General features: G+C 72.3%; 20 protein-coding genes, 1 tRNA gene and 1 pseudogene. 13 read left to right on the top strand and 9 right to left on the bottom strand.

Features of this window, described 5'->3' with window-relative positions; all coding sequences use genetic code 11:
* Positions 1-148: 148 nt before the first annotated feature.
* Complete coding sequence (locus GFH49_RS06345) at positions 149-1606, top strand: NsdA family TPR-like regulatory protein (RefSeq protein WP_155054764.1); 1458 nt, start codon at positions 149-151, stop codon at positions 1604-1606.
* Between the two features lie 38 nt (positions 1607-1644).
* On the opposite strand, the gene GFH49_RS06340 is transcribed toward GFH49_RS06345, so the two are convergent.
* Positions 1645-2241 (bottom strand): histidine phosphatase family protein, encoded by a 597-nt coding sequence (locus GFH49_RS06340; protein WP_155054763.1) that lies wholly within the window; start codon positions 2239-2241, stop codon positions 1645-1647.
* Between the two features lie 210 nt (positions 2242-2451).
* Between GFH49_RS06340 and GFH49_RS06335 the strand changes: the two genes are divergently transcribed.
* The 7 genes from GFH49_RS06335 to GFH49_RS06305 all read left to right on the top strand — a co-directional run bounded on the left by GFH49_RS06335 (position 2452) and on the right by GFH49_RS06305 (position 8983).
* Positions 2452-3405, top strand: coding sequence for a phosphatase PAP2 family protein (locus tag GFH49_RS06335; protein ID WP_155054762.1), 954 nt, complete (start codon positions 2452-2454; stop codon positions 3403-3405).
* A complete protein-coding gene (locus GFH49_RS06330) occupies positions 3356-4495 on the top strand; it encodes a hypothetical protein (protein ID WP_155054761.1) in 1140 nt (379 codons plus the stop codon). The genes GFH49_RS06335 and GFH49_RS06330 overlap by 50 nt, the downstream gene beginning before the upstream one ends.
* Positions 4486-6075 carry an amino acid adenylation domain-containing protein gene (locus GFH49_RS06325; RefSeq protein ID WP_155054760.1) on the top strand — a complete coding sequence of 530 codons (1590 nt, stop codon included), beginning with the start codon at positions 4486-4488 and terminating at the stop codon, positions 6073-6075. Before GFH49_RS06330 ends, GFH49_RS06325 begins: the two co-directional genes overlap by 10 nt.
* Positions 6072-7412 (top strand): AAA domain-containing protein, encoded by a 1341-nt coding sequence (locus GFH49_RS06320; RefSeq protein WP_155054759.1) that lies wholly within the window; start codon positions 6072-6074, stop codon positions 7410-7412. Before GFH49_RS06325 ends, GFH49_RS06320 begins: the two co-directional genes overlap by 4 nt.
* A gap of 292 nt (positions 7413-7704) precedes the next feature.
* A complete protein-coding gene (locus GFH49_RS06315) occupies positions 7705-8076 on the top strand; it encodes a DUF8844 domain-containing protein (RefSeq protein WP_155054758.1) in 372 nt (123 codons plus the stop codon).
* Between the two features lie 234 nt (positions 8077-8310).
* Positions 8311-8919: a bifunctional DNA primase/polymerase gene (locus GFH49_RS06310; RefSeq protein ID WP_155054757.1), complete on the top strand. Its 609-nt coding sequence runs from the start codon at positions 8311-8313 to the stop codon at positions 8917-8919.
* A tRNA-Lys gene (locus tag GFH49_RS06305) sits at positions 8910-8983 on the top strand. The genes GFH49_RS06310 and GFH49_RS06305 overlap by 10 nt, the downstream gene beginning before the upstream one ends.
* 362 nt (positions 8984-9345) lie before the next feature.
* Here the strand turns inward: GFH49_RS06305 and GFH49_RS06300 are convergent.
* Positions 9346-10689 carry a M6 family metalloprotease domain-containing protein gene (locus GFH49_RS06300; RefSeq protein WP_196217870.1) on the bottom strand — a complete coding sequence of 448 codons (1344 nt, stop codon included), beginning with the start codon at positions 10687-10689 and terminating at the stop codon, positions 9346-9348.
* A gap of 358 nt (positions 10690-11047) precedes the next feature.
* On the opposite strand from GFH49_RS06300, the gene GFH49_RS06295 reads away from it, so the two are divergent.
* Positions 11048-12913 (top strand): putative bifunctional diguanylate cyclase/phosphodiesterase, encoded by a 1866-nt coding sequence (locus GFH49_RS06295; protein WP_155054756.1) that lies wholly within the window; start codon positions 11048-11050, stop codon positions 12911-12913.
* On the opposite strand, the gene GFH49_RS06290 is transcribed toward GFH49_RS06295, so the two are convergent.
* The 3 genes from GFH49_RS06290 to GFH49_RS06280 all read right to left on the bottom strand — a co-directional run bounded on the left by GFH49_RS06290 (position 12889) and on the right by GFH49_RS06280 (position 16042).
* Entirely contained in the window at positions 12889-13980 is a 1092-nt protein-coding gene (locus GFH49_RS06290; protein WP_155054755.1) for an LLM class flavin-dependent oxidoreductase, read from the bottom strand. The genes GFH49_RS06295 and GFH49_RS06290 overlap by 25 nt on opposite strands.
* Positions 13981-14522: 542 nt before the next feature.
* The gene (locus GFH49_RS06285) at positions 14523-15254 is read right to left on the bottom strand and encodes a maleate cis-trans isomerase family protein (protein ID WP_155054754.1); all 732 of its coding nucleotides are present in this window, start codon (positions 15252-15254) and stop codon (positions 14523-14525) included.
* The gene (locus tag GFH49_RS06280) at positions 15251-16042 is read right to left on the bottom strand and encodes a maleate cis-trans isomerase family protein (RefSeq protein WP_155054753.1); all 792 of its coding nucleotides are present in this window, start codon (positions 16040-16042) and stop codon (positions 15251-15253) included. The genes GFH49_RS06285 and GFH49_RS06280 overlap by 4 nt, the downstream gene beginning before the upstream one ends.
* A gap of 183 nt (positions 16043-16225) precedes the next feature.
* Here GFH49_RS06280 and GFH49_RS06275 point away from each other — a divergent pair, with 183 nt between their 5' ends.
* Both GFH49_RS06275 and GFH49_RS06270 read left to right on the top strand, forming a co-directional pair.
* Positions 16226-17185, top strand: coding sequence for a D-2-hydroxyacid dehydrogenase (locus GFH49_RS06275; RefSeq protein WP_155054752.1), 960 nt, complete (start codon positions 16226-16228; stop codon positions 17183-17185).
* A 19-nt stretch (positions 17186-17204) separates the two neighbouring features.
* The gene (locus GFH49_RS06270; protein ID WP_155054751.1) at positions 17205-18599 is read left to right on the top strand and encodes an amidase; all 1395 of its coding nucleotides are present in this window, start codon (positions 17205-17207) and stop codon (positions 18597-18599) included.
* Between the two features lie 210 nt (positions 18600-18809).
* Here the strand turns inward: GFH49_RS06270 and GFH49_RS06265 are convergent, their stop codons facing one another.
* Positions 18810-18998 (bottom strand): hypothetical protein, encoded by a 189-nt coding sequence (locus GFH49_RS06265; RefSeq protein ID WP_155054750.1) that lies wholly within the window; start codon positions 18996-18998, stop codon positions 18810-18812.
* Positions 18999-19165: 167 nt separating this feature from the next.
* On the opposite strand from GFH49_RS06265, the gene GFH49_RS06260 reads away from it, so the two are divergent.
* Positions 19166-20206, top strand: coding sequence for an Acg family FMN-binding oxidoreductase (locus GFH49_RS06260; RefSeq protein WP_155054749.1), 1041 nt, complete (start codon positions 19166-19168; stop codon positions 20204-20206).
* Positions 20207-20529: 323 nt separating this feature from the next.
* On the opposite strand, the gene GFH49_RS39905 is transcribed toward GFH49_RS06260, so the two are convergent.
* Positions 20530-20670, bottom strand: a complete 141-nt coding sequence (locus GFH49_RS39905) for a hypothetical protein (protein WP_230396194.1) — start codon at positions 20668-20670, stop codon at positions 20530-20532.
* Here GFH49_RS39905 and GFH49_RS39900 point away from each other — a divergent pair.
* Positions 20644-20775 (top strand): annotated as a pseudogene (locus GFH49_RS39900) (pyridoxine 5'-phosphate oxidase C-terminal domain-containing protein); the annotation flags it as partial. The gene GFH49_RS39905 and the pseudogene GFH49_RS39900 overlap by 27 nt on opposite strands.
* Here the strand turns inward: GFH49_RS39900 and GFH49_RS06250 are convergent.
* Together GFH49_RS06250 and GFH49_RS06245 are read right to left on the bottom strand one after the other, a co-directional pair.
* On the bottom strand, positions 20718-21590 hold the full coding sequence (locus tag GFH49_RS06250) for a GNAT family N-acetyltransferase (protein WP_155054747.1): 873 nt from the start codon (positions 21588-21590) through the stop codon (positions 20718-20720). The pseudogene GFH49_RS39900 and the gene GFH49_RS06250 sit on opposite strands and share 58 nt — an antisense overlap.
* A 204-nt stretch (positions 21591-21794) precedes the next feature.
* Complete coding sequence (locus GFH49_RS06245; protein ID WP_196217869.1) at positions 21795-22289, bottom strand: DUF3830 family protein; 495 nt, start codon at positions 22287-22289, stop codon at positions 21795-21797.
* Positions 22290-22394 lie beyond the last annotated feature (105 nt).

The following is a 22394-nucleotide window of genomic DNA, read 5'->3' as shown; positions in this document are numbered from 1 at the left end:
CACGGATGAGATATCCGGTTTGTAGCCAAACACTGCGTAGCGGCTCCGACACAGCAGGTACGTTCTTGCCCGCCGGACACAGGGTGCCACACGGCCAACCAGCCCTGTTTCCGGCATGGTTCGACGGTTCGCACGAGAGGACCCGGCCATGGCGTCGTCAACAGTGACCTCGTCTCAGTCCCCCCGGCCACCGCGGCCGAATCTCGCGTTCCGGCAGTTGCGCGCCCAGCGCTCGCCGGCCGAGTTCGCCGCGGCGGTCCGGCGGGCCGCCCGCGAGATCGGTGAGCAGGTCAGCTGTGACGCGCGCTACATCGGTCGGGTCGAGGCGGGTGAGATCCGCTGCCCCAACTACGCGTACGAACGGGTGTTCCTGCACATGTTCCCCGGCCGCACGCTCGCCGACCTCGGCTTCGCGCCCCGCACATCCGTACGCGGACGCGGGGCGCGCAACCCCGATGACACGCCCCCCTCGCACACCACAAGCCCGGCGCACGGGCCGGTTGAGACGGAAGGGGCGTACGAGCCGTATGACCCGCAGAACCCGCAGAACCCGTACGAGACGCACGGGAACCACGAGAACCACGAGGAGAGCGACGTGCTACGTCGCGCATTCATGACCGGCGGTGGCGCCACGGTGGCCGCCGCCCTGGGCCCCATCGGGCTCGCCGTCGACGCCACGGCCGCCCAGCGTCCGGCCCGCCGCTCCGGAGCGAGCGAGGCGGACGCCGTGGAGGAAGCCGTGCGCAGAATCCGGCTGCTCGACGACCGGCACGGCGCGGACGGCCTCTACCGGCGTGCGGCGGCCCCGCTGCGCGCCGCGTACGCGCTGCTCGACGCCGGCGCCACCCGGCAGACGACCGCCGACCGCCTGCACTCGGGCGCCGGTGAACTGGCCATCTCGGTGGGCTGGCTGGCCCATGACTCGGGCCGGTTCGACGACGCACGCTCGCACTACGCGGAGGCGCTCGCGACCGCCCGGATGTCCGGCGACCCGGGCCTTGAGGCGCACGCCTTCTGTAACACGGCGTTCCTCGCGCGGGACGCGGGACGGCCGCGGGAGGCGTTGCGCGCGGCGCAGGCCGCACAGCGGGTCGCACGCCCCCTGGGTTCCGCGCGCCTGATGTCGCTGCTCGCGCTGCGTGAGGCGGGCGGCTGGGCGGGGCTCGCCGACCGCACCGGCTGCGAGCGGTCGCTCGCCCGCGCACAGGCCCTCTACGAGCGCGGCCCCTCGGCCGGCGACCCCGAGTGGATGAGCTTCTACGGTGAGGCCGAACTGGAGGGCCTGGAGGCGCAGTGCTGGTCCACCCTGGGCGACTGGCCCCGCGCGGCCCGCCACGCCCGGCGCGCGGCCCAGCTCCAGAACCCCCATTTCACCCGCAACATCGCCCTCTACACCGCCGAACTGGCCGACGACCTGGCCCGCGGCGGCTACCCCGACGAGGCGGCCCTGGCCGGCATGCGTGTCCTGGACCTCCTGGGCGAGGTCCAGTCGTCACGGATCCAGACGATGCTGGCCGGAACCGCGCGCGTGCTGCTCCCGCACCGCCGCGCCTCGGAGGTGTCGGCCTTCCTGGAGAGACACGCGTCGCTCCCGCGTACGGCATGAGCGGCGACCGTACGGCATGAGCGGCGACGCAGGCTGCTCTACCCGCCCAGGTGCCCCAGGTCGTTCCAGCTCTCGATCGCCGGCTCCCCGTACGCCCACCCCAGCACCGACAGCGATGTCGGGTTGAGCCGTATCCGCGTCGCGAAATCGAGCGGCAGGCCCAGCCATCGCGCGCCGATGGACCGCAGGATGTGCCCGTGGGCGAAGACCAGCACATCCCGGTCCGCCGCCCGCGCCCAGGCGACGGCCTCGTCCGCGCGGGCCGCCACCTCGGCGAGGCTCTCCCCCTCGGGCACCCCGTCCCGCCAGATCAGCCAGCCGGGCCGGCCGGCCTGGATCTCGTCGGGAGTCATGCCCTCGTACGCGCCGTAGTCCCACTCCATGAGCACGTCCCAGGCACGCGCGCGTTCCCCGAACCCGGCCAGTTCGCATGTCTCACGCGCGCGTGCCAGCGGGCTGGTGCGCACCTCGACGCCGGCAAGACCGTCGTACGGCGCCCGGTGCAGCCGCTCGCCGAGCAGCTTGGCGCCGCGGCGGCCCTCCTCCAGCAGAGGGACGTCGGTCCTGCCGGTGTGTCTGCCGGACAGCGACCACTCCGTCTGTCCGTGCCGGGCCAGCAGGATGCGCGGTGCCATGGATGACCTTTCCAGAGGGATTCCAGGGGGTTCCGGACGGAATCGAGTCGGATCCGTCCATCATCGCTTACCGCGAACGTGGGCAACCCGCCGGGCGATCTCTGCGTCTCTCAGGGCCGAAGGGCCCTCTCGCGGGCTGGCACATACACCGTAAGGTGGTACGTCCGGAGCGCCGGGGCGCCGCGCGATGAGAAGGGGGAGGGCGATCGGATGCCACACGCCGAGACACTGGGCACCGAGGCAGCCCCACGGACCCGGCTGCGCTGGTACACCGAACTGCCGCTGATCCTGGTGGTGTACGCCTGCTACACCGGGGGCCGGCTTCTCGTCCGGGGCGATGTGTCCACGGCCGTCGACCACGGCCTGGCCATCCTGAGGATCGAGAAGATCCTCCATCTCAACGCGGAGCATCCGCTCAACCGCCTGTTCACCCGCGAGCCCTGGCTCGGCGTCCCGGCCGACTTCTGGTACGCGTCGCTGCACTACGTCGTCACGCCCGCGATCCTGATCTGGCTCTTCCGGTCCTGTTCCCAGCACTACCGAGCGGCCCGCACCTGGCTGATGACGTCCACCTTCATCGGCCTGATCGGCTTCACCCTGATGCCCACCTGCCCGCCCCGCCTGCTCGACGCGAGCCACGGCTTCGTCGACACGATGGCCCAGTACAGCTCGTACGGCTGGTGGGGCGGCGAGGCGAGCGCGCCGAAGGGCATGGGCAGCCTGACCAACCAGTACGCGGCGATGCCGAGCCTGCACTGCGGCTGGGCGCTGTGGTGCGGTGTGATGCTCTGGCGGTACGGCGGGACCCGCCTGTCGAAGGTCGCCGCCGTCGTCTATCCGCTGGTGACGACGATCGTGGTGATGGGCACCGCTAACCACTACTTCCTCGACGCGGTCGCGGGCGCGGCCGTGATGGGCGTCGGGTTCCTGCTGACGCCGTATGTGATGCGGATCGCGAACCTGGTCCGGACCCGGCTGGTGGCGCGGTTCGTGCCCGGCGCGGAGAGCTCTGCCGACGCACCCGCCTCGATTGTCAGTGGCGGATGCCAGACTTCCACGGGTGAGCGAATTCCACGGCAGCGCGAGTCCCGGTTCGGATCAGGAACCGAGCCGAGTGCCACCCCCCAGGACGCGGGGGACGGCACTCCGGCACCGGCTCGCTGAGCTGCGCGGCACGGACGTCCCCGCCAAGGCGATGGACGCCCGTGCCCTGGCGGCACTCGCCGCCAACCCCGGCTGCGAGCGGCGCGCGATCCTCGACGGCGCCGGGGTGGACAAGGCGGCGCTGGCGAGCGCGCTGGGCGCACCGTCGGCCTTCGGGCAGTCCCAGTTCGCGTTGGTCCGGGGCAACGCGTTCGAGGCGAAGGCCAAGGCCGACGGCGGTGCCGAGTTGCTGCGGCTGGTGCACGAGAAGCTGGACCGAGGAGCCGAACCGCCCGCACGCGCGCACGTGCCCGACCTGTCAGCGATCGGCCCCGAGGGGCGGTCCGCGCGTACGGCGCTGGCACTGCGCGAGGCCGTCGAAGCCCGTGACTGGACACTGCTCGACCATCCGATGCTCGCCCTCGACGTCGCGGGTTCGCCCGCCTTCCTGGAGCCGGACGCGGTGGTGGTGCATCCGGACGGCAGCTGGACGGTCGTCGAGATCAAGTCCTTCCCGATGCTGGACGGCTCGGCGGACCCGGCGAAGGTGGGCGCGGCCGCCCGCCAGGCCGCGGTGTACGTCCTGGCGCTGGAGCAGGTCGCGGCCCGCCTCGCCCCCGCCCCGCGCGTACGCCATCAGGTGCTGCTGGTCTGCCCGAAGGACTTCTCCAATCTGCCCACCGCGTCCGCCGTCGACGTACGCAAGCAGCGCGCGGTGACCGGCCGCCAGCTGGCCCGGCTCACCCGCATCCAGGACATCGCCGACGCGCTCCCCGAGAACACCTGCTTCTCCCCCGAGCTGCCCGCCGCCGAGCTGACCGCGGCCGTCGAGTCGGTTCCGGCTGCCTACGCGCCCGAGTGCCTGTCCGCCTGTGAGCTGGCCTTCCACTGCCGTGACCGCTCCCGCGCGGCCGGTGCGGTGACCTCCCTGGGCCGCGCGGTGCGGGCCGAGCTGGGCGGTCTGGCGACGGTCGGGGACGTCCTCGCGGCGGCCGGCGGCGAGACCGGCGACCCGGACGACCCGGCGGTGGCGGCACTGCGGCGGGCGGCGGAGCTGCGGGCGGAGGCGCTCGGCCGGCGTGCCGTGGGGGAGGCCGTCCCGTGTCGCTGATCTCCACCCTCGCCCGCCTCGAAGCCGTCGCCACCGGTCACGCCCAGCCCGCGGCCACGGTCCGGCACCGGCATCTGTCCGACCGCCCCCTCGTCTTCGTGCCGCTCACCACGGCCGGTGAGGCCGGCGCCCCGCTCGGCGCGCTGCTGGGCACCGACCGGGACGCGCCGCGACTGCTGGTCGTGCCGCAGCCGCGCGACCGCGACCTCAGGTTCGCGTTCCTGGCGGAGCTGGCGGATGTCGTGCTGCCGTACGTCGACGGGTACGCGGAAGCGGTCGAGGCCGCCGAGCGCACCGAGACGGACCCCGAGACCGGCAAGCGGGTCAAGGTCGAGGCCGAACTGTGCGCGGACGCCCCGCAGTTGATCGTCCCGAGCCGCGCGGGCATCGATTTCGTACGCCTGCTGGGGCGCTCCATGCGTTTTCGGCGCACGGCGGAACAGGACCCGGAGACCCCGTACCCCGCGCCGCCACGGGTCCCGCTGCTCGGCAGGTGGCTGACCCACGTCGGGGAGCGGGCCCGCGTGCCCGGTTCCGCCCTGCTGCTCGCCATGACGGACGTGCTGGCCCGGCACTGGGCGACCGGCCAGTCCAGCCTTGAGGACCAGCACCTCGGCGCGCTGCTCGCGTGGATCGCCCCGCCGGACGATGAGCCGGGAACCGAGGCCGCGCTGCGGGCCGAGCTGGCGCGGGACGCTCAGGGCCAGCTGCTGTGCCCGCCCGCCGGCCCGGCCACCGACCCGGCGTTCGACAACAGGCTGCTCGCACCCGCCATCGAGCGCTACGACCGTGCCCGCACCGCTTTCGCCGCCGCCGAGGACGGCCTGGAGGCGGACGACCGGCTCGGTGCACTCACCGCCGCCGAGCGGGAGATCCGCGATCTGGTGCTGAGCCGTACGCTGCCCACCTGGCAGAAGGTCTGGCAGGGCCTCGACCTGCTGCGAGCCCTGCCCGCCGGCGCGCACATCGAGGAGCGCTGGACGCGCGACCGCTGGTCCTTCACCGGCCACCGCGACCGGATCACGGCCGGAGAACCCCCGCAGCCGCGCCGCGACGACGCGGTCACCGCGGCCGGCAAGCTTGCCGCGCGCGAGCGGGAACAGGCGCGTCTGGAGGCCCAGGAGGCGCTCGACGACCCGCTGGTGATGGCCGGGCGGCGGCTGTCCGGAGAGGCGTTCGCGGGCGAGGTCACGGACGTCGTCATGGCGTACAGCGAGAGCAGGCGCCCCAGCCCGCGCCCGCTGATCACGGTCCGCACCGGCGACCGGCCGCATCTCGCTGAGCGGGTCAGGGTGTACCGGTCGCTGAGCGGGAAGCCGCAGGCGGCGGAGTTCGTCGAGCGCGCCGGGGACGATCTGATCGTGCTGCGGATCGTCGACAAGATGGGCCGCGGCAAGACGCCGGAGGAAGGTTCGGTGCCGGACAAGGGCGACCCGGTCTGCTTCACGCTCTTCGAGCACGAACAGCGGGGCGGCGCCAAGCTGCCCGACCCTGAGCAGACGCCGTGGACCCACGGCGGGCCGCCCGGTGAGGCGGTCCTCCCCGAGGCCGACCCGATGACCGCGGAGGACCTGCTGTGACGACCCAGGCCGCTTTCGACCCGGGTGCGGCGGCCGCCCGCGCCACCGACGCGATCCTCGCCGACACCCTGCACGGCGCGCATCGGGGTGTCGTCGTCGACTCCCCGCCCGGCGCCGGCAAGTCCACGCTCGTCGTCCGCGCGGCGCTGGAACTGGCGGATGCCGGGCGCCCCCTGATGGTGGTGGCGCAGACGAACGCCCAGGTCGACGACCTGGTGCTCAGGCTCGCCGAGAAGAAACCCGGGCTGCCGGTCGGCCGGCTGCACAGCAGCGACACCGACCCGTACGACAAGGCGCTGGACGACCTGCCGCAGGTACGCAAGTCCGCGAAGGCCGCCGACCTGACCGGCCTCCCGGTCGTGATCTCTACGGCCGCCAAGTGGGCGCACGTCAAGGTCGACGAGCCCTGGCGGCACGCGATCGTCGACGAGGCGTACCAGATGCGCTCGGACGCGCTGCTCGCCGTGGCCGGGCTGTTCGAGCGGGCGCTGTTCGTGGGCGACCCCGGGCAGCTGGATCCGTTCGCGATCGTGGGCAGCGAGCAGTGGGCGGGCCTGACGTACGACCCGTCGGGCTCCGCCGTGACCACCCTGCTCGCGCACAACCCCGAGCTGCCGCAACACCGCCTCCCGGTGTCCTGGCGGCTCCCGGCGTCGGCGGCGCCCCTGGTGTCGGACGCGTTCTACCCGTACACGCCGTTCCGCAGCGGCACCGGCCACGGCGACCGGCGGCTGGCCTTCGCGGTCCCCTCGGACGGCTCCGGCCCCGACCGGGTGATCGACGAGGCGGCCGAATCGGGCTGGGGCCTGCTGGAGCTGCCCGCCCGGCGCACTCCGCGAACCGACCCGGAGGCGGTGCGGGCCGTGGCGACGGTCGTACGGCGGCTGCTGGACCGGGGCGGTGCGGCCACCTCGGAGCGGTCGGACGCACCGGCCCCCCTGACCGCCGACCGCATCGCCGTCGGCACGGCCCACCGGGACCAGGCGGCGGCGGTCCGGGCGGCACTGGTCGACCTCGGCGTCCCCGAGGTCACCGTCGACACGGCGAACCGTCTCCAGGGCCGCGAGTACGACGTCACAGTGGTCCTCCACCCCCTGTCCGGGCGCCCCGACGCCACCGCCTTCCATCTTGAGACCGGCCGGCTCTGCGTACTCACCTCCCGCCACCGGCACGCCTGCGTCGTGGTCTGCCGGGCCGGGGTGAGCAACCTGCTGGACGACTATCCGTCCACCGAGCCGGTGCAGCTGGGGACGGTCGTGAAGTTCCCGGACGGCTGGGAGGCGAACCACGCGGTGCTGGCACATCTGGCCGAGCGACGGGTGGTGTGGCGGCCGTGACCGGCTCCCGGGCAGTTCACCGGCAGCCCGCACAACCGACTGCCGCCGAACCAACGGGGGCGGCCGATCGCCGGAAGCGGCCGATGAACACAACCCCGGACGGCTGGGAGCCCGGTCACGCCGCCGGCACACCTGGCCGAGCGGCGGGTGGCGGGACCGCCGTGATGCCGGTGCCGGTGCCTGTGCCTGTGCCGGTGCCACGTGCCGCAGGCCCACTTGCGGGGGCGCGAGACAATGGACGGTGGCCCTCTCCACAGGCCGGTGGTCCATGACGTACGAGGAGGAGACAGACATGGCGGAGCCCACGCCGCGTCGGCACGAACCGCGGCTACGCCCCGCGCCCCTGCTCTTCGAGCCCGCGCAGGTGGCTGACGATCCGGAGCACTTCTTCGATCTTGAGTCGATCGAGGATCCACGCGCGTTGCTGGCGCGGGCGACGGAGCTGACGCAGGCGTTTCGGGCGGCGACGGATCGCGCCGTGGAGTTCCAGGCGATCGCGGCCGCGCAGCTGGCGGATCCTCGGCGGTTCGATCGGCTGATGGTCGCGGATATCGCGGAGCGGGCCGAGTGGACCGAGGACTACGCGAAGAAGATGGTCGAGTTCGGGCGGGACCTCATGCGGGGTGCCGTCGGCGACGGGCGGGGGACTGCGGATCCGGTGTGAGTGACATGGCCGTGGGCGGGGGCCGGGCGGGGGTGGGTCGCACAGCCCGGCGCTGACGGGGTGCCGCCCGCGCCCACCCGTGCCGCCCTAGGCGGCACCAACGCCCGCGGCTAGGGGGCTGCCCATTCGTCCCGCATATGCCAGGCGGGCAAGATACTCCCTCCCGCCACCCCCTGTCCCGGTTTCCGGCAACCCTTCGGAACGGCGTGTTCACCGCCGGTAGATCTGGACGGTATGGACCGCAGCACCCGCAATGAGACGTTGTCCGATCGATTCGACGTGTCCGGTGTCACCGTGGACGGTGCCGCGTGGCTGGCGTCCGCCGGCGTGTACCCGCGGGGCACCCTCGCGCTCTGGGAGGAGCGGCCGGATGCCCCGGTGGTGCTGCCGTGCGGAAACGTCTTCGATGTCGTGAGCGCGCCCGCGATCTTCGGGCGGCAGATGCTGGACCAGCTGTGGGACGAGGGCCCGGGGTCCGGGCCGGTCGCGGTGTTCCGGGGGCGGATGCTGCTGTTCGCCGGGCCGGGTACGGCGCAGCGGCTGCCGTCGCTGCTGGACTGGGAGGAGTGGGGCGCCGACGACCGCGGGCCGGGCCGTACCGGAGGAATCCCGCCACTGCTCTGTCACGGCAACGGTGACGCCGTCACCCTCCCCGCACCCCTGGGCGCGATCGGCCTCCACTCCCGCTGGCTCGTCGCCCCTGACACCCGCCGCCCCTGGCTGCCGGGCCCGGAAATCCTGCTGTGGGCGGCCGTGCGGGCGGCCCGGACCACCGTACGGATATCGATTTTTCCTCCCGCCGACCAGGATGCTAAGGTCTACGACGTCAGCAGGCGCCGCTAGCTCAGTTGGTTAGAGCAGCTGACTCTTAATCAGCGGGTCCGGGGTTCGAGTCCCTGGCGGCGCACGATGGCGATGGCGAGGCGTGTTCGCGGAAAGCGCGAACCGTTTCGCCATCGTTGTTTTTGCGCGGCTTCGCCGCGCGTTGTGGGGGCTTCGCCACCCACACCCCCCTTTCGCCGTCGGCCGCAGTGGACGTCGGCCAAGGAGCCACCGGAACCGCCACCCGCCCTTTCCCCGCCGCCTCACCGCACCCAGTAAGGGCTACGCCCCCCCACACACACCCGCCCGCGCCGCAGTGGACATCGGCCAAGGAATCACCGGAACCGCCATCGCCCTCTCCGCACGGCCTCGCCGCGCCCAGTGAGAGCTTCGCCGCCCACGCCCCGTCGCCGTCACCGCCGGGCGCAGTGGACGTCGGCCGAGGAGTCACCGGCCCGTGATCTTCACCGTCCACGCACCCGACCCGGTTCGTCCCTCCACCTCCACCCGGACCCCCTCGCCCGGCACCGTGAAGGTCTCGCCGAGGGCGACGGGGGCGTCCGCGAGGGGTGGGTAGACCGAGTTCGCCCAGCAGGCCTCGGTGCGGGGGTGGGCGTCGATGACCTGGATCGGGCCGCCGCCGGACGCCTCGCCGCTGCGGATGCGGTAGACGAGGATGCCCTGGCGGCAGGCCGTCGCGTCGTTGCCGACGGGGCCGCGCGCCTCGAAGGCGAGGGCCGTGTCGGCGCCGGTGCGGAGGACGGCCACCTTGGTGCCGTGGCCGAGGCCGAAGGACGGGGCGCCCGCGGCACCGATCGCCGGGTCGCCCGGGCCCGCCGCGAGCGGCTCCAGGGTCAGCCGGGTGGGCCCGCCGCCCTGCACGCATCTCACCTGGCGGCCGTCCAGCCACCCCAGCTTCCACTTGTGCCAGCCGAACAGATCGGGCGCCAGGCCGAACTGGCTGCCCATCAGGTCCCAGTCACCGACATGGGTGTCCCAGTCGCCCTTCCCGTCCTCCGGGCGGTGGTACAGGTCCGGCAGGTCGAAGACGTGCCCGGTCTCGTGGGCCAGGACCAGCCGGTCCGGCGGATGCTGCTCGAAGACCGTGACGACCCGGCGCAGATCCGCTCCGTCGGCCCGCAGCGGAGTCTCCAGGTTGACGACCTTCGTCGCGTCCGAGTCGACGCCGGGGGCGTGCGGATCGGCGACGAAGTACACGATGTCGTAGCGGGAGAAGTCGACGTGCGGGTCGGCCACCCGCATGGCGTCGCGCAGGAACGCCGCCCGGTGCGCGGAGTTCCAGTCGCGCTGTATGGCGTACGACATCGACGAGTGCGGCATCCCGATCCAGTGCCGGAGCGGGTGCGGGCGCAGGGTGAAGCGGCCGTAGGAGGAGCGTTCGAAGAAGCGGCTGGTGGCCGGGAAGTGGTCGGCGGTCAGTTCGGCGGGGGTGGTCACCGGGGCGGAGTCCGGGAAGGACAGGAACACCATCACCGCGTCCAGCCGACGGGCCGGGCGCGGATAGGCGGCGTTCCAGGTGTCCACGCCCTCCGAGTGATGGGCGTCGGTGCGGCGCAGGGCGCACGAGGCCGGTGAGAAGGGCTCGGCGACCGAGGGGCCCGTGATCAGGGATGTCGCGGCGAGTGCGGACATCGTGGTGAACACCGCGGCCGTACTGCGCAGTCGGGGCCGTGCCGCCGCCAGGCCGACCCCTCGGCGGACCACATGGGTGAGTCCGGTGAGGGAGAGCTGACGCGGCACGGGGACCTCCGGGTGCGGTTCGCGGGACACCGCATCCAGCCTGTGGGAGATTGTCGCATTACGTCCTGTTTGTCTGGACCAGATGAGTGAGAAACCCGGGAGACCGTCAGAAGAGAGCACCAGTGGCAACAGCCGAAGCCGACACCCCCGAATCGCTCACGGAACGTCACACCCGGTCGGGGGCCCGAAGAACCCGCCCAGGTGCGGGCAGAAACGATCTGCCGGAAGGGCCGGTGCGTCAGGGACACTGGACAGTGGCTGGAAGGGCCCGGGGCCAGCCTCTATGATCGGCACACTTTCCAGCCCGGACACGGCCCGGCGGCCTCCCTCCCCGGCCGGCCACCCGACGAGACCCATCCGATGATCGAATGCACTGCGGGAGCGAGCGGTGAGCGGAACGTCCGAAGGGCCGGCGCCCACGGCAGATCTCATCCGGCCTGCTGTCACAGACAGTGATGAAATGTTGTCGCCCGGTACCGACCCGGGCGCTCTGGCCCCACCAGTCGACTTCCGTTCCGTGTTCTCCGCCGCCCCGCTCGCGATGGCCGTGGTCGACCGCGAGGGCCTGGTCGTCAGCGCCAACGACGCGCTCGGTGCGCTACTCGGCGCGCGGCCAGGGGTGTTGGCCGGGCGGCTGGCCGCCGATCTGATGGACCTGGCGTCCGACGCCCGTACCTGGCACGCGTATCGCGAGGTGCTGCGCGGGCGGCAGGCGCCGCTGTGCTGCACGCGTCGTATCAAGCATCCCGACGGGCAGGCGGTGTGGGTGCAGATCACGGTCGGGCCGCTGCCGGACCGGGCCGGGGCGGTGCTGCTGTCCGCCTTCGACATCAGTGCCCGGCGTGAACTCCAGGCGCGGCTGCGGCACTTGCAGATGCACGACCCGGTGACCCGGCTGCCCAACCGCACACTGTTCTTCGAGCGCCTGTCGGCCGCGCTGGAGGCGGATGCGTACGCGGAGGGCGGCACCGGCCGGATCGGGCTGTGCTACCTGGATCTCGACGGCTTCAAGGCGGTCAACGACACGCTCGGCCACCGGGTCGGCGACCGGCTGCTGGCCGCCGTGGCGGAACGCCTCAACCGCTGTGCGGACGAGGCCGGTTACGCCAGAGCGAGCGTGCCTCTGGTGGCGCGGCTCGGCGGGGACGAATTCGCCCTGCTGGTCGAGGATTCGACGGGTACCGAGCAACTCGCCGATCTGGCCGAGTCGGTGCTGCGGGCCCTGCAGGCGCCGTTCGACCTGTCCGGGCAGCGGCTGTCGGTCTCGGCGTCGATCGGGGTGGTCGAACGCCGGGCGGCGGGGACCACGGCGACCGGTCTGATGCAGGCCGCCGACACCACGCTGTACTGGGCGAAGGCCGACGGCAAGGACCGCTGGACGCTGTTCGACCCGGAGCGCAACGCCCACCGCATGACTCGCCAGGCCCTTGCCTCCACCCTCCGCCCGGCCATCGAGCGCGGTGAATTCACCCTCGAATACCAGCCGTTGGTGGGCATGGAGGACGGACGGCTGCGCGGGGTCGAGGCGTTGGTCAGATGGAACCATCCACAGTTCGGCGTACTGACGCCGAATCGGTTCATCGGATTGGCGGAGGAGGACGGTTCGATCGTGCCGCTGGGCCGCTGGGTGCTGGCCACCGCCTGCCGGCAGGCACGGCGCTGGCAGGTGGAACACCCGGACGAGCCCCCGCTGTTCGTCAGCGTCAATGTGGCGGTCCGCCAGGTCTGGGACTCCGACCTGGTGGCGGACGTGGCCGAGACGCTGGCGGAGACGGGCCTGGCGCCGCACCTGCTCCAGCTCGAACTCACCGAGTCCGCGGTGATGGGCTCGTCCGGCCGCCCCCTCCAAGCGCTCCAGGCGCTGAGCGAGATGGGCGTGGGCATCGCGATCGACGACTTCGGCACCGGCTACTCGAACCTGGCCTACCTCAGCCGGCTGCCGGTGTCGGTGCTGAAGCTCGACGGGTCGTTCGTACGGGGCTTCCAGTACGACAGCACCGACGCCTCCGCCGACAAGGCCGTCGCGCCCAACCCGGCGGACGAGGTCGTCGTCGAGGCGATGATCCAGCTCGCCCACCGGCTGGGGCTGACCGTCACGGCGGAGTGCGTGGAGACATCGGCGCAGGCCACCCGGCTTCGGCACATCGGGTGCGACACCGGGCAGGGGTGGCTGTACTCCCGTCCGGTGCCGCCGGATCGTATCTCCGAACTGCTGCGTCCGCCGGAGGTTCAGGCGGCGGTCGGCAACCCGTAGGCGTCCGCGATGAGTTCGTAGCTGCGGACGCGGAGGGCTCCGTCGTGGGCGTGCGAGGTGAGCATCAGCTCATCCGCGCCGGTGCGCTTTTGGAGGTCGTCGAGGCCGGAGCGGACCTCGTCGGCGGTGCCGTGGACGATGTTGGAGTTCCAGGAGGCGATGAACTCCCGCTCCATGGCGCTGAACGCGTAGGCCTCGGCCTCCTCGGGGGTGGGCACGAGGCCGGGGCGTCCGGTGCGCAGGCGGACCATGTTCAGGGCCCCCGCCATGACCTGGCGGCGGGCCTCCTTCTCGTCGTCGGTGGCGAGCGCGGAGACGCCGATGACGGCGTACGGCTCGTCGAGGTGCGCGGACGGCTGGAAGGACTCGCGGTAGAGGTCCAGGGCCGGGATCGTGTGCTGCGCGGAGAAGTGGTGCGCGAAGGCGAACGGCAGGCCGAGGGCGGCGGCGAGACGGGCGCTGAAGCCGGAGGAGCCGAGCAGCCAGACCGGGGGGCGGTGCGGGGACTGGACGCCGCCGGGGGACGTGGCCTGGATCGGGCCGGGGACGGCGTGGATACGGCGGTGGGGGTGGCCGTCGGGGAGGTCGTCGTCCAGGAAGCGGACGAGTTCGGCGAGTTGGTCGGGGAAGTCGTCGGCGCCCTCGTTGAGCCGGTCGGTGCGGCGGAGGGCGGCGGCGGTGGCGCCGTCGGTGCCGGGGGCGCGGCCCAGTCCGAGGTCGATGCGGCCGGGGGCCAGCGCCTCCAGCGTGCCGAACTGCTCCGCGATGACGAGCGGGGCGTGGTTCGGGAGCATCACGCCGCCCGAGCCGAGGCGGATGCGGGTGGTGTGGGCGGCGAGGTGGGCGAGGATCACGGCGGGCGACGACGAGGCCACGCCGGGCATGGAGTGGTGCTCGGCCACCCAGTAGCGGTGGAAGCCGCGGGATTCCGCGAGGCGGGACAGCCTGACGCTGGTGCGGAGGGCATCGGTGGCGGTGTGGCCCGCGCCGACGGTGACCAGGTCCAGTACGGAGAGGGGGGTGGGGGCCGTGCCCTGCGCCGTACCCCGGATCTCGTCTGCCGTCACGGTGGAGCCTCCTGTGTTGGTGCCGTGCGCTGTCCGCGCCAGGATGAACAGGAGGGTGTCTCCGGTTATTCCCGGGGAGGTTTCTCGCCCCCGCCGCCCCTACCCGTCCCATCCCCAGGGGCTCCGCCCCTTCAACCCCACCAGGAGGCTCCGCCCCCTGCACCCCCGCCGGAATCCACCCCCGTGCGCCACCGGGACTCCGCCCTCTGGGCCTGCCAGGACACCCCACCCCCTGCACCCCCGCCGAAATTTACCCCCGCACCCCACCGGAACACCGCCCCCTGAGCCCGCCAGGACACCCCACCCCCTGCACCCCCGCCGAAATCCACCCCCGTACGCCACCGGGACTCCACCCCCTGAGCCCGCCAGGACACCCCACCCCCTGCACACCCGCCGAAATCCACCCCCGTACGCCACCGGGACTTCGCCCTCTGGGCCCGCCAGGACGCCCCGCCGTGCACCCCCGCCGGAATCCGCGTCTTGGAGCGGCTCGCCCTCAGCGCCGGACGGGGCTGTGTGGGTGGCCGACTGGGTGGGTGGGCTCACGCCTGCACGATCGGCTCCTTGGTGAACAGAGAGCCGAGTGTGGGGGCGTTTACGCGTCGGTCCGTCAGGCGTAGGGCCTCCCAGACCGTGACCTGGTTGGCGGTGAGGACGGGCTTGCCCAGTTCCTTCTCCAGGGCCTGGAGGTGGGAGGCGGTGTGCAGGGCGGTGTCCGGGAGGAGGACCGCCTGCGCGTCCGGGTGGTCCGCCTCGCGGGCCAGCGCCAGGACCTCGTCCTCGCCCCACGTGCCGACCTCCGCCGCGGTGATGATCCCGGAACCGCGCACGCCGACCACCTCCGCGCCGCCCGCCCGCAGGAACTCCGCGAACAGGTCCGCCACGTCCTCCGGGTACGTGGCACCGACCGCGACGTGCCCCACCTCCAGCTCCTGCACCGCGTGCACGAAGGCGAAGGACGTCGACGAGGCGGGCATGCCGGCGGTGCGGGCGAGGGTGCGGACCTGGTCGTGGGCGCCCTCCCAGCCGTAGACGAAGCTGCCGCTGGTGCAGGCCCACACCACCGCCTCGGCACCGGTCAGGCGGAGGGCGTCGACGCCCGCCGCGAGTCGCTCCGCCGAGCCCATCCGGAGCAGCGCGTCGACGCGGTGGGCGTCCTCGCCGATGTCCGTGTGGATCACGTCGAGCCGGATGTCGCTGCCCAGGAGCTGCTCGATGCGTGGATAGTCGTCCTCGGCGGAGTGGCCCGGGTAGAGGAATCCGAGTGCTGTCATGTCCACCCTTCCTGCTGCTGCTCTTCCTCCGGCAGTACGGGGCCACTGCGCGCGGCCGGATCGACCAGCCGCTGATACGGCCCCACCGCTCGGGTACCCAGCCGGCGCAGTGCCGCCCACATCGTCACCTGGTTGGCCGAGATCACCGGGAGGCGCAGTTCCGCCTCCAGTTGGGGGATGACGTCGTACGTGGGCAGGTTGGTGCAGCTGATGAACAGGGCGTCCGCCCCGCCCCGGCGCACCGCCTGCCGGGCCATCTCCGCCACGTTCCGGTACGGCACCTTCCAGATGTGCCGGGTCAGGCCCATGAACGCGCAGCCCGTGACCGTGACGCCCGCCTCCGCCACGTACTCCTCCAGCGAGCGGGTCACCGACACGGTGTACGGCGTCACCAGCGCCACCCTTCTCGCGCCCAGCGAGGCCAGCGCCTCCAGCAGCGCGCCGGACGTCGTGAGGGACGGCACCGCGCCCTCACGGGTCATCGCCTCGCACATCGCGCGTTCGCCCGCGACGCCGCCGACGAAGCTGCCGGAGGTGCAGGCGTAGGCCACGACCTCGGGTGTGATGGCGTTCAGGGTGCGCACGGCGTCGCCGAGCGTCTCGTGCTCGCTGACCAGCCGGGCCAGGTCGAGGCTGACCTCGACGGGCACGAACGGCGTGCGCGTGAGATGGAGAGAGACCTCGTCGGGCACCCAGCGCCACAGCTCACGATCGAGCGCGAAGTCGAAGGGGGCCACTACACCGACACCGCGCTGTGGGCGCGGTCCGCCCAGAAAGGAGACGTCCATGGCAGGCACCGGCCTCACAGGAGAAACGAGAGGGCAGCGGACCCAACGCCCGCCCATGTTGACGACGGTAGGTTCGGGTGCGAGCGTGGTCAATCCTCGCATGTCGCCCGCAGGTCAACGCCATGTAACCGCCGTATCACCGCCCACGTCAGACGGCGTACGCCACCACGAAACGGCCCCTGAATGACCTCACCCCCGCCCGCCCCCACCCTCCTCGTCCTCGACGCCGAACCACCGCCCCGCCTCGGCCGCCTCACCGGCCGCGCGCGGATCGAGCACGCGGACGCCTCGACCCTCGCCGAACGCCTCCCGCACGCCGATGTGCTGCTGGTCTGGGACTTCACCTCGCACGCCGTGCGCGAGGCCTGGCCGGGCGAGGGCCCGCGCCCGCGCTGGGTGCACACGGCGAGCGCGGGCGTGGACCATCTGATGTGCCCGGAGCTGGCCGGCTCCGACACGGTGGTGACCAATGCGCGCGGTGTCTTCGACCAGCCCATCGCCGAGTACGTCGCCGCGCTCGTCCTCGCGATGGCCAAGGATCTGCCCCGGACGTGGGAGCTGCAGCGCGCCCGGGAGTGGCGGCACCGCGAGTCGCAGCGGGTGGCGGGCACGCGCGCGTGCGTGGTCGGCTCGGGCCCGATCGGGCGGACGATCGCCCGTACGCTCAAGGCCCTCGATGTGACGACGGCGCTCGTCGGGCGCACCCCGCGCACCGGCATCCACGGCCCCGACGACCTCGACCGGCTGATGGCCCGCGCCGACTGGGTGATCGCGGCAGCGCCGCTCACCGAGCAGACGCACGGCATGTTCGACGCCCGCCGCTTCGGCGTGATGCAGCCCTCCGCCCGCTTCATCAACGTCGGCCGCGGCCAGCTGGTCGTCGAGGACGCGCTCGCCGAGGCGCTGTCGAAGCGGTGGATCGCGGGCGCCGCCCTGGACGTGTTCGAGCACGAGCCCCTGACCCCCGACAGCCCGTTGTGGCAGCTCCCGGGCCTGATCGTGTCCCCGCACATGAGCGGCGACACGATCGGCTGGCGGGACGAACTGGGCCGGCAGTTCGTGGAGTTGTACGAGCGCTGGGAGGCGGGCAGATCACTGCTGAACGTGGTCGACAAGAAGCGCGGGTACGTACCCGGACGCTGACGCCCTGGGAGGCTGCTGCATGTCGGAGCTCACCGAGCTGACCGCCGTACAACTCGTCAACGGCTACCGCAAGGGCGAATTCAGCCCCGTCGAGGCGACCCGCGCGGCCCTTGAGCGGGCCGAGCAGGCGCAGCCGGCCGTCAACGCGTTCCTGCGCCTCGACTCCGGGGACGCGCTCGCGCAGGCCGCCGCGTCCGCGGAACGATGGCGGCGCGGGGAGCCGGCCGGGCTGGTGGACGGGGTGCCGGTGACGGTGAAGGACATCCTGCTGATGCGGGGCGGTCCCACGCTCAAGGGCTCCAAGGCCATTGATCCGGACGGCCGTTGGGACGAGGACGCCCCCTCCGTCGCCCGGCTGCGCGAGCACGGTGCCGTGTTCCTCGGGAAGACCACGACCCCCGAGTTCGGCTGGAAGGGCGTCACGGACTCACCGCTGTCCGGGGTGACCAGGAACCCCCACGACACCTCACGCACCGCGGGCGGTTCGAGCGGCGGGAGCGCGGCGGCCGTGGCGCTGGGCGCGGGGCCGGTGTCGCTCGGGACGGACGGCGGCGGCAGTGTCCGTATCCCGGCGGCCTTCTGCGGGATCTTCGCGCTCAAGCCGACGTACGGGCGGGTGGCGCTGTACCCGGCGAGCGCCTTCGGCACGCTGGCGCACGTCGGGCCGATGACGCGGGACGCGGCGGACGCGGCGCTGCTGATGGACGTGATCAGCGGGCCCGACGCCCGGGACTGGTCGGCGCTCGCACCGACGGCCTCCTTCGTCCAGGCCCTCACGGGCGGCGTCCGCGGGCTGCGGGTGGCGTACTCGCCGTCGCTGGGCGGTCAGGTGGCGGTGCGGCCCGCGGTCGCCGCGGCCGTACGGCGTGCCGTGGAGCGGCTGGCCGGCCTCGGCGCGTACGTCGAGGAGACCGACCCCGACTTCGCCGACCCGGTGGACGCCTTCCACACCCTGTGGTTCAGCGGCGCGGCCCGGGTCACGCAGCAATTCGGGCCGCAGCAGCGGAAGTTGCTCGATCCGGGGCTACGGGAGATCTGCGCCCTCGGCGCCCGCTGCAGCGCGCTGGACTATCTCGCCGCGGTGGACGTCCGCATGGAACTCGGGCGCCGGATGGGACAGTTCCACGAGTCCTACGACCTGCTTCTCACGCCGACCCTGCCGATCACCGCGTTCGAGGCGGGCGCCGAGGTGCCCAAGGGGTCGGGGCATCGACGGTGGACGGGGTGGACGCCGTTCACCTACCCGTTCAACATGACGCAACAGCCGGCGGCGACGGTGCCGGTGGGGGCGGACGGGGACGGGCTGCCGATCGGGATGCAGATCGTGGGGGCGCGACATCGGGACGATGTGGTGCTGCGGGCGGCGCATGCGTTGTATGAGGCCGGGGCGGGCGGGGGTGGTACGCGCTTCTGAACGCAGCATGTTTGCTGCGGTACGGGCGGGGTGGACGGCGAGCCGCCCTCGAACCTACGGGGATGCTGTTGGCGAAGTCGGTCGGTGCTCGCCAACTGGTACCTGAGTCTCAGCAACGCGCCGAACTGTCCGGCGTGTCGCGGCGCGTCGCTGAGACTGAGCACACACTTGGTTCTCGCCTCGCCGCAGACCGGCGGTCGACGCGGTCGGTCAGCGGTTCGCCACCCGTGATCTGGAGCCGGAGCCCGCCGCGTCGCGCATAATGTCGAGCCACGCCTTGTCGGCCCACGGCACCCCCTTGAACCGCTTCAAGCCGAGGTAGCAGTGCGGGCAGCCGCAGTCGCAGCCCTTGGTGACTGCGGCGTCGACGAGCCGCTCGAACAGCTCGGCCGCCTGCATCCGCACGGCCTCCCGGCGCTGGCGCCCGTGACAGTCAGCCCGCCCTCATTCGCGTCAGTAAACGCCAAGCCAAGAGCCGCGGCGCCCTTGTGGACGACATTAGTCGTTAGTAGCGTAACTACGCACTATCAGAGCGGCTGATTCCCCGTCGGCAGGAGAAGGCAGACATGGCAAAGATGACCTTGACCGAGTGGACCCCGCAGCGGACGGGGTTCCCGAGCAGCGACCGGGCCGCGCAGATCACATTCCTGTTGCGCTTCGCGATTCTCGCGCCGTCGGGCCACAACGCCCAGCCGTGGCGGTACGAGATCGACCACGAGTCCGGGTCACTGCTCATCAAGCTTGAGTGGTCGCGGGTGCTGCGGGTGTCGGACCCGAACGACCGCATCACCTTCATGGCCCTGGGCACGACGGCCCGGAACTTCGTCCGCGCGGCCGAATGCTATGGGCTTGCCGCGGACGCGCAGATCGTCGGGGAGGGCACCGAGTCATACGTCAGGGTTACGCTCGCCGACGCTCGCGACGACGCCGAGTCGTCGACCGACTGGATCGACGCCATCACGCGCCGGGTCTCCAACCGGTCCAACTTCTACAAGGAGGAACTGAGCGAGCCGCTGAAGGCCCGGCTCACGGACTTCGAGGTCGCGGGCGTCGAAGTCCGCACCTACACCTCGGCGGACGACAAGCGGGCCCTCGCGCACCTCACCTCGATCAGCTCCAAGAAGCTGATCAACTCGAAGGACTTCCGCGGCGAGCTCGCTCAGCACGTCCACCCGAACACGACGACGACGCGCACGGGGATGCCGGCGTCCGGGCAGGGGATTCCGGGGCCCATTTCACCGCTCGCGCCGTTCGTCGTGCGCCACGCGAAGATCGGGACCTGGTTCTCGATCAAGGACCGCAAGCAGCTCACCGATGCGCCGATGATCATCGTCCTGCTCACTCCGGGCGACTCTCCGCACGACTGGATCCGGGCCGGCATGGCTCACGAGGAACTGTTCCTGAGGGCGACATCCGAACGGCTCGCGTTCGACACCTTCGCGGCCGCGACGTGCGACGAGGACTCGCGGACGAGGCTGGCGAAGCGTCTGGGAGTGGGCGACCACCCCCAGATCCTGGTCAGGACCGGACGTGCGAAGACGCAGAACAGGCCCCACACCCCGCGGCTCCGCGTCGAGGACGTTCTCACCAAGGCTCCCACCGCGTAGCGAAGCCCACGGCCGCTTCCCGCTCTCCTGCCGCAGGTGCGGGTGCTGCGCCCCGCGGGGAAGCGGACTCCGACAGCAATGCCCACCCCGCCCCGGAGCTGAGCGACTTCGCCTCACCCAAGGAAATCGCCTTCGAGCTGGCCGACCGGCTCGACGGGGCAGCCGCCCACTTCCGCCAGGTCGCGGAAGCGCTGCCGGGGCAGTGAGCGTGAAGGCGAGGCGCCACCGAAACGAACGCGCAGGTGGCGCCTCGCCACATGGGGCACGTCCCTCACCGGCCCCAGGTCGGGTGGAGCAGGGTGCATCCCCGCTACCAGGGCCTCTCAGATCTGCGACTCGTTCCCCCCGTCGTCGGGTGTGACGGTGATGATCGCAACCGCCGCCGGGTGCGGCTGTGGCACGTACACGTACACGTACACGTACACCACGGGACGGCCGTGGAGTTCTTCCAGGGGGACGAGCACAGGCGGCACGTACGCGTGAACTACCGCCGCACGGACAGGGCTTGGGCTCAGGAACTGCGCTGGCCCGGAAAGTCGTACACCGCGAAGTCCGCCACCGGACGATAACCGATGCGCTGGTAGAGGCCGTTGCTCGTCGGATTGGCCAGGTCGGTGAAGAGCAGCACCTCGCCGGCCCCGCGCTCGCGGGCGAGGCGGCTGACCTCCGCGGTGGCGGCACCGGCGTAACCGCGGCCGCGCAGCAGGGCCGGGGTGTAGACGGGCGCGACCCGGAGCTGGCCGGCGACCAGCGGGGTGAGCCCGGCCATGGAGAGCGGGGTGCCGTCCGGGCCCTCCCAGAGCGTGACGCCGGCGTGGGCGAGGCGGGCGTCGGCCCAGGACTCCCCACGCTCGGTGCCGCCTTCCCCGACATCCCTGGTGAACTCCTCGAACCACCTCACCAGCAGCTCCCGGTCTCCCTCCCCGGCGAGCCGCGCCCGTCCTTCCGGCACCGGCTTCGGCACGGTCAGGGTGCCGAGCCGATACAGCCGCTGGCGCTGGCAGGGCACGGCCGTGGCCCCGGTGTGCCGCTGCCAGGCCTCGGCGAAGGCGGCCACGGACTCGCGCTCCCCACCGGCCCCGGGGAGCGTCCGGCCGAGGCCGGCCAGGTGCGCGGCGAGGGAGTCGGCCCGCTCCGTGGTGAGCGGGGTGAGATACAGGCGGTAGGGCGGAGTCTGGAAGTAGGCGGCGCGCACGGCCCCGCCCTCCTCCCGCAGCCCGAAGAAGGGCGCCTCGGGACCGTACGCGTGCAGCCCCCGTGTACGCAGCCCTTCGGTCACGGTGAGCACGACGGTGTGCAGGTCGGGCCGGGACCGCAGGAAGTCTCCGGCGCGGGCGAGGAAGGCGTCGAGGTCGCCGGTGGAGTACCAGTCGTCGGGGCGCATGCCTCATGATCCTGCGCGGGCGGGCCCGACGCCTCCGAATTACACGGGGTACACGGGATACACGGGATACACGGGATACACGGGATACACGGGGGCACCATTCACGCGGTGGATCGAGGGTCCGTGCTCCGGCCCAAGTGGCGGCCGAGGTGGATGGCGCCCTGGGCGTTGGCCGGTTCAGGCCGCGTCCGGGCGCCATGCCGTTCACGCCCTCCGGAAGGCCAGCGCCTCCCCCTCCGCCCCCGCACGCCACAGGTCGTTGCACCCCCGGGCCATCTCCTCCAGCCCCTCGACCACCTGACCCCACACAATCCCCGGCACCCACCCCACGTCACCGTTGAGCAGCAGGTTGTTGCGTTCGTAGAACAGGGCCAGGTCGACGACGGTCGTGCCGGGGCGGACCTCGCGGTCGTAGCCGTAGGCGTTCGTGCCGAGTTCCGCTCCCGCGAAGGAGAAATAGCAGAGATCGCCGGGAATGGGAGTGACTGTCGGGTTTTCCAGGGGAGGTTCCGCTGGGGCGAAGGGCGGGAAAAGGGCGTAGATCTCGTTGCGTGCGTATTTCGCGTGGTAGACGTCGCCGGACAGCGGCAGGGAATCCCAGACGGCCGCGCAGGTGATCGGCGCACGGTCGTCGAGCAGCCGGGCCCGGCAGGTGATTGCGCGCTTGACCAGCGATACCTCGATGTAGCGATCAGCCATGCACTCCATGGTCCCCCGCCGGTCAAGAGGGCGTGGCGCGGACGGGGCCGGACAGGGGCTGAAATCGCCCCGCATAAGTCACATGAGGTCGGGTAGCCGCGCCGC

The organism is Streptomyces blattellae (assembly GCF_009709555.1).
Taxonomy (GTDB): domain Bacteria; phylum Actinomycetota; class Actinomycetes; order Streptomycetales; family Streptomycetaceae; genus Streptomyces; species Streptomyces blattellae.
Note: the sequence above shows the minus strand (reverse complement) of the source record. Positions and strands in the feature narration are given on the sequence as shown.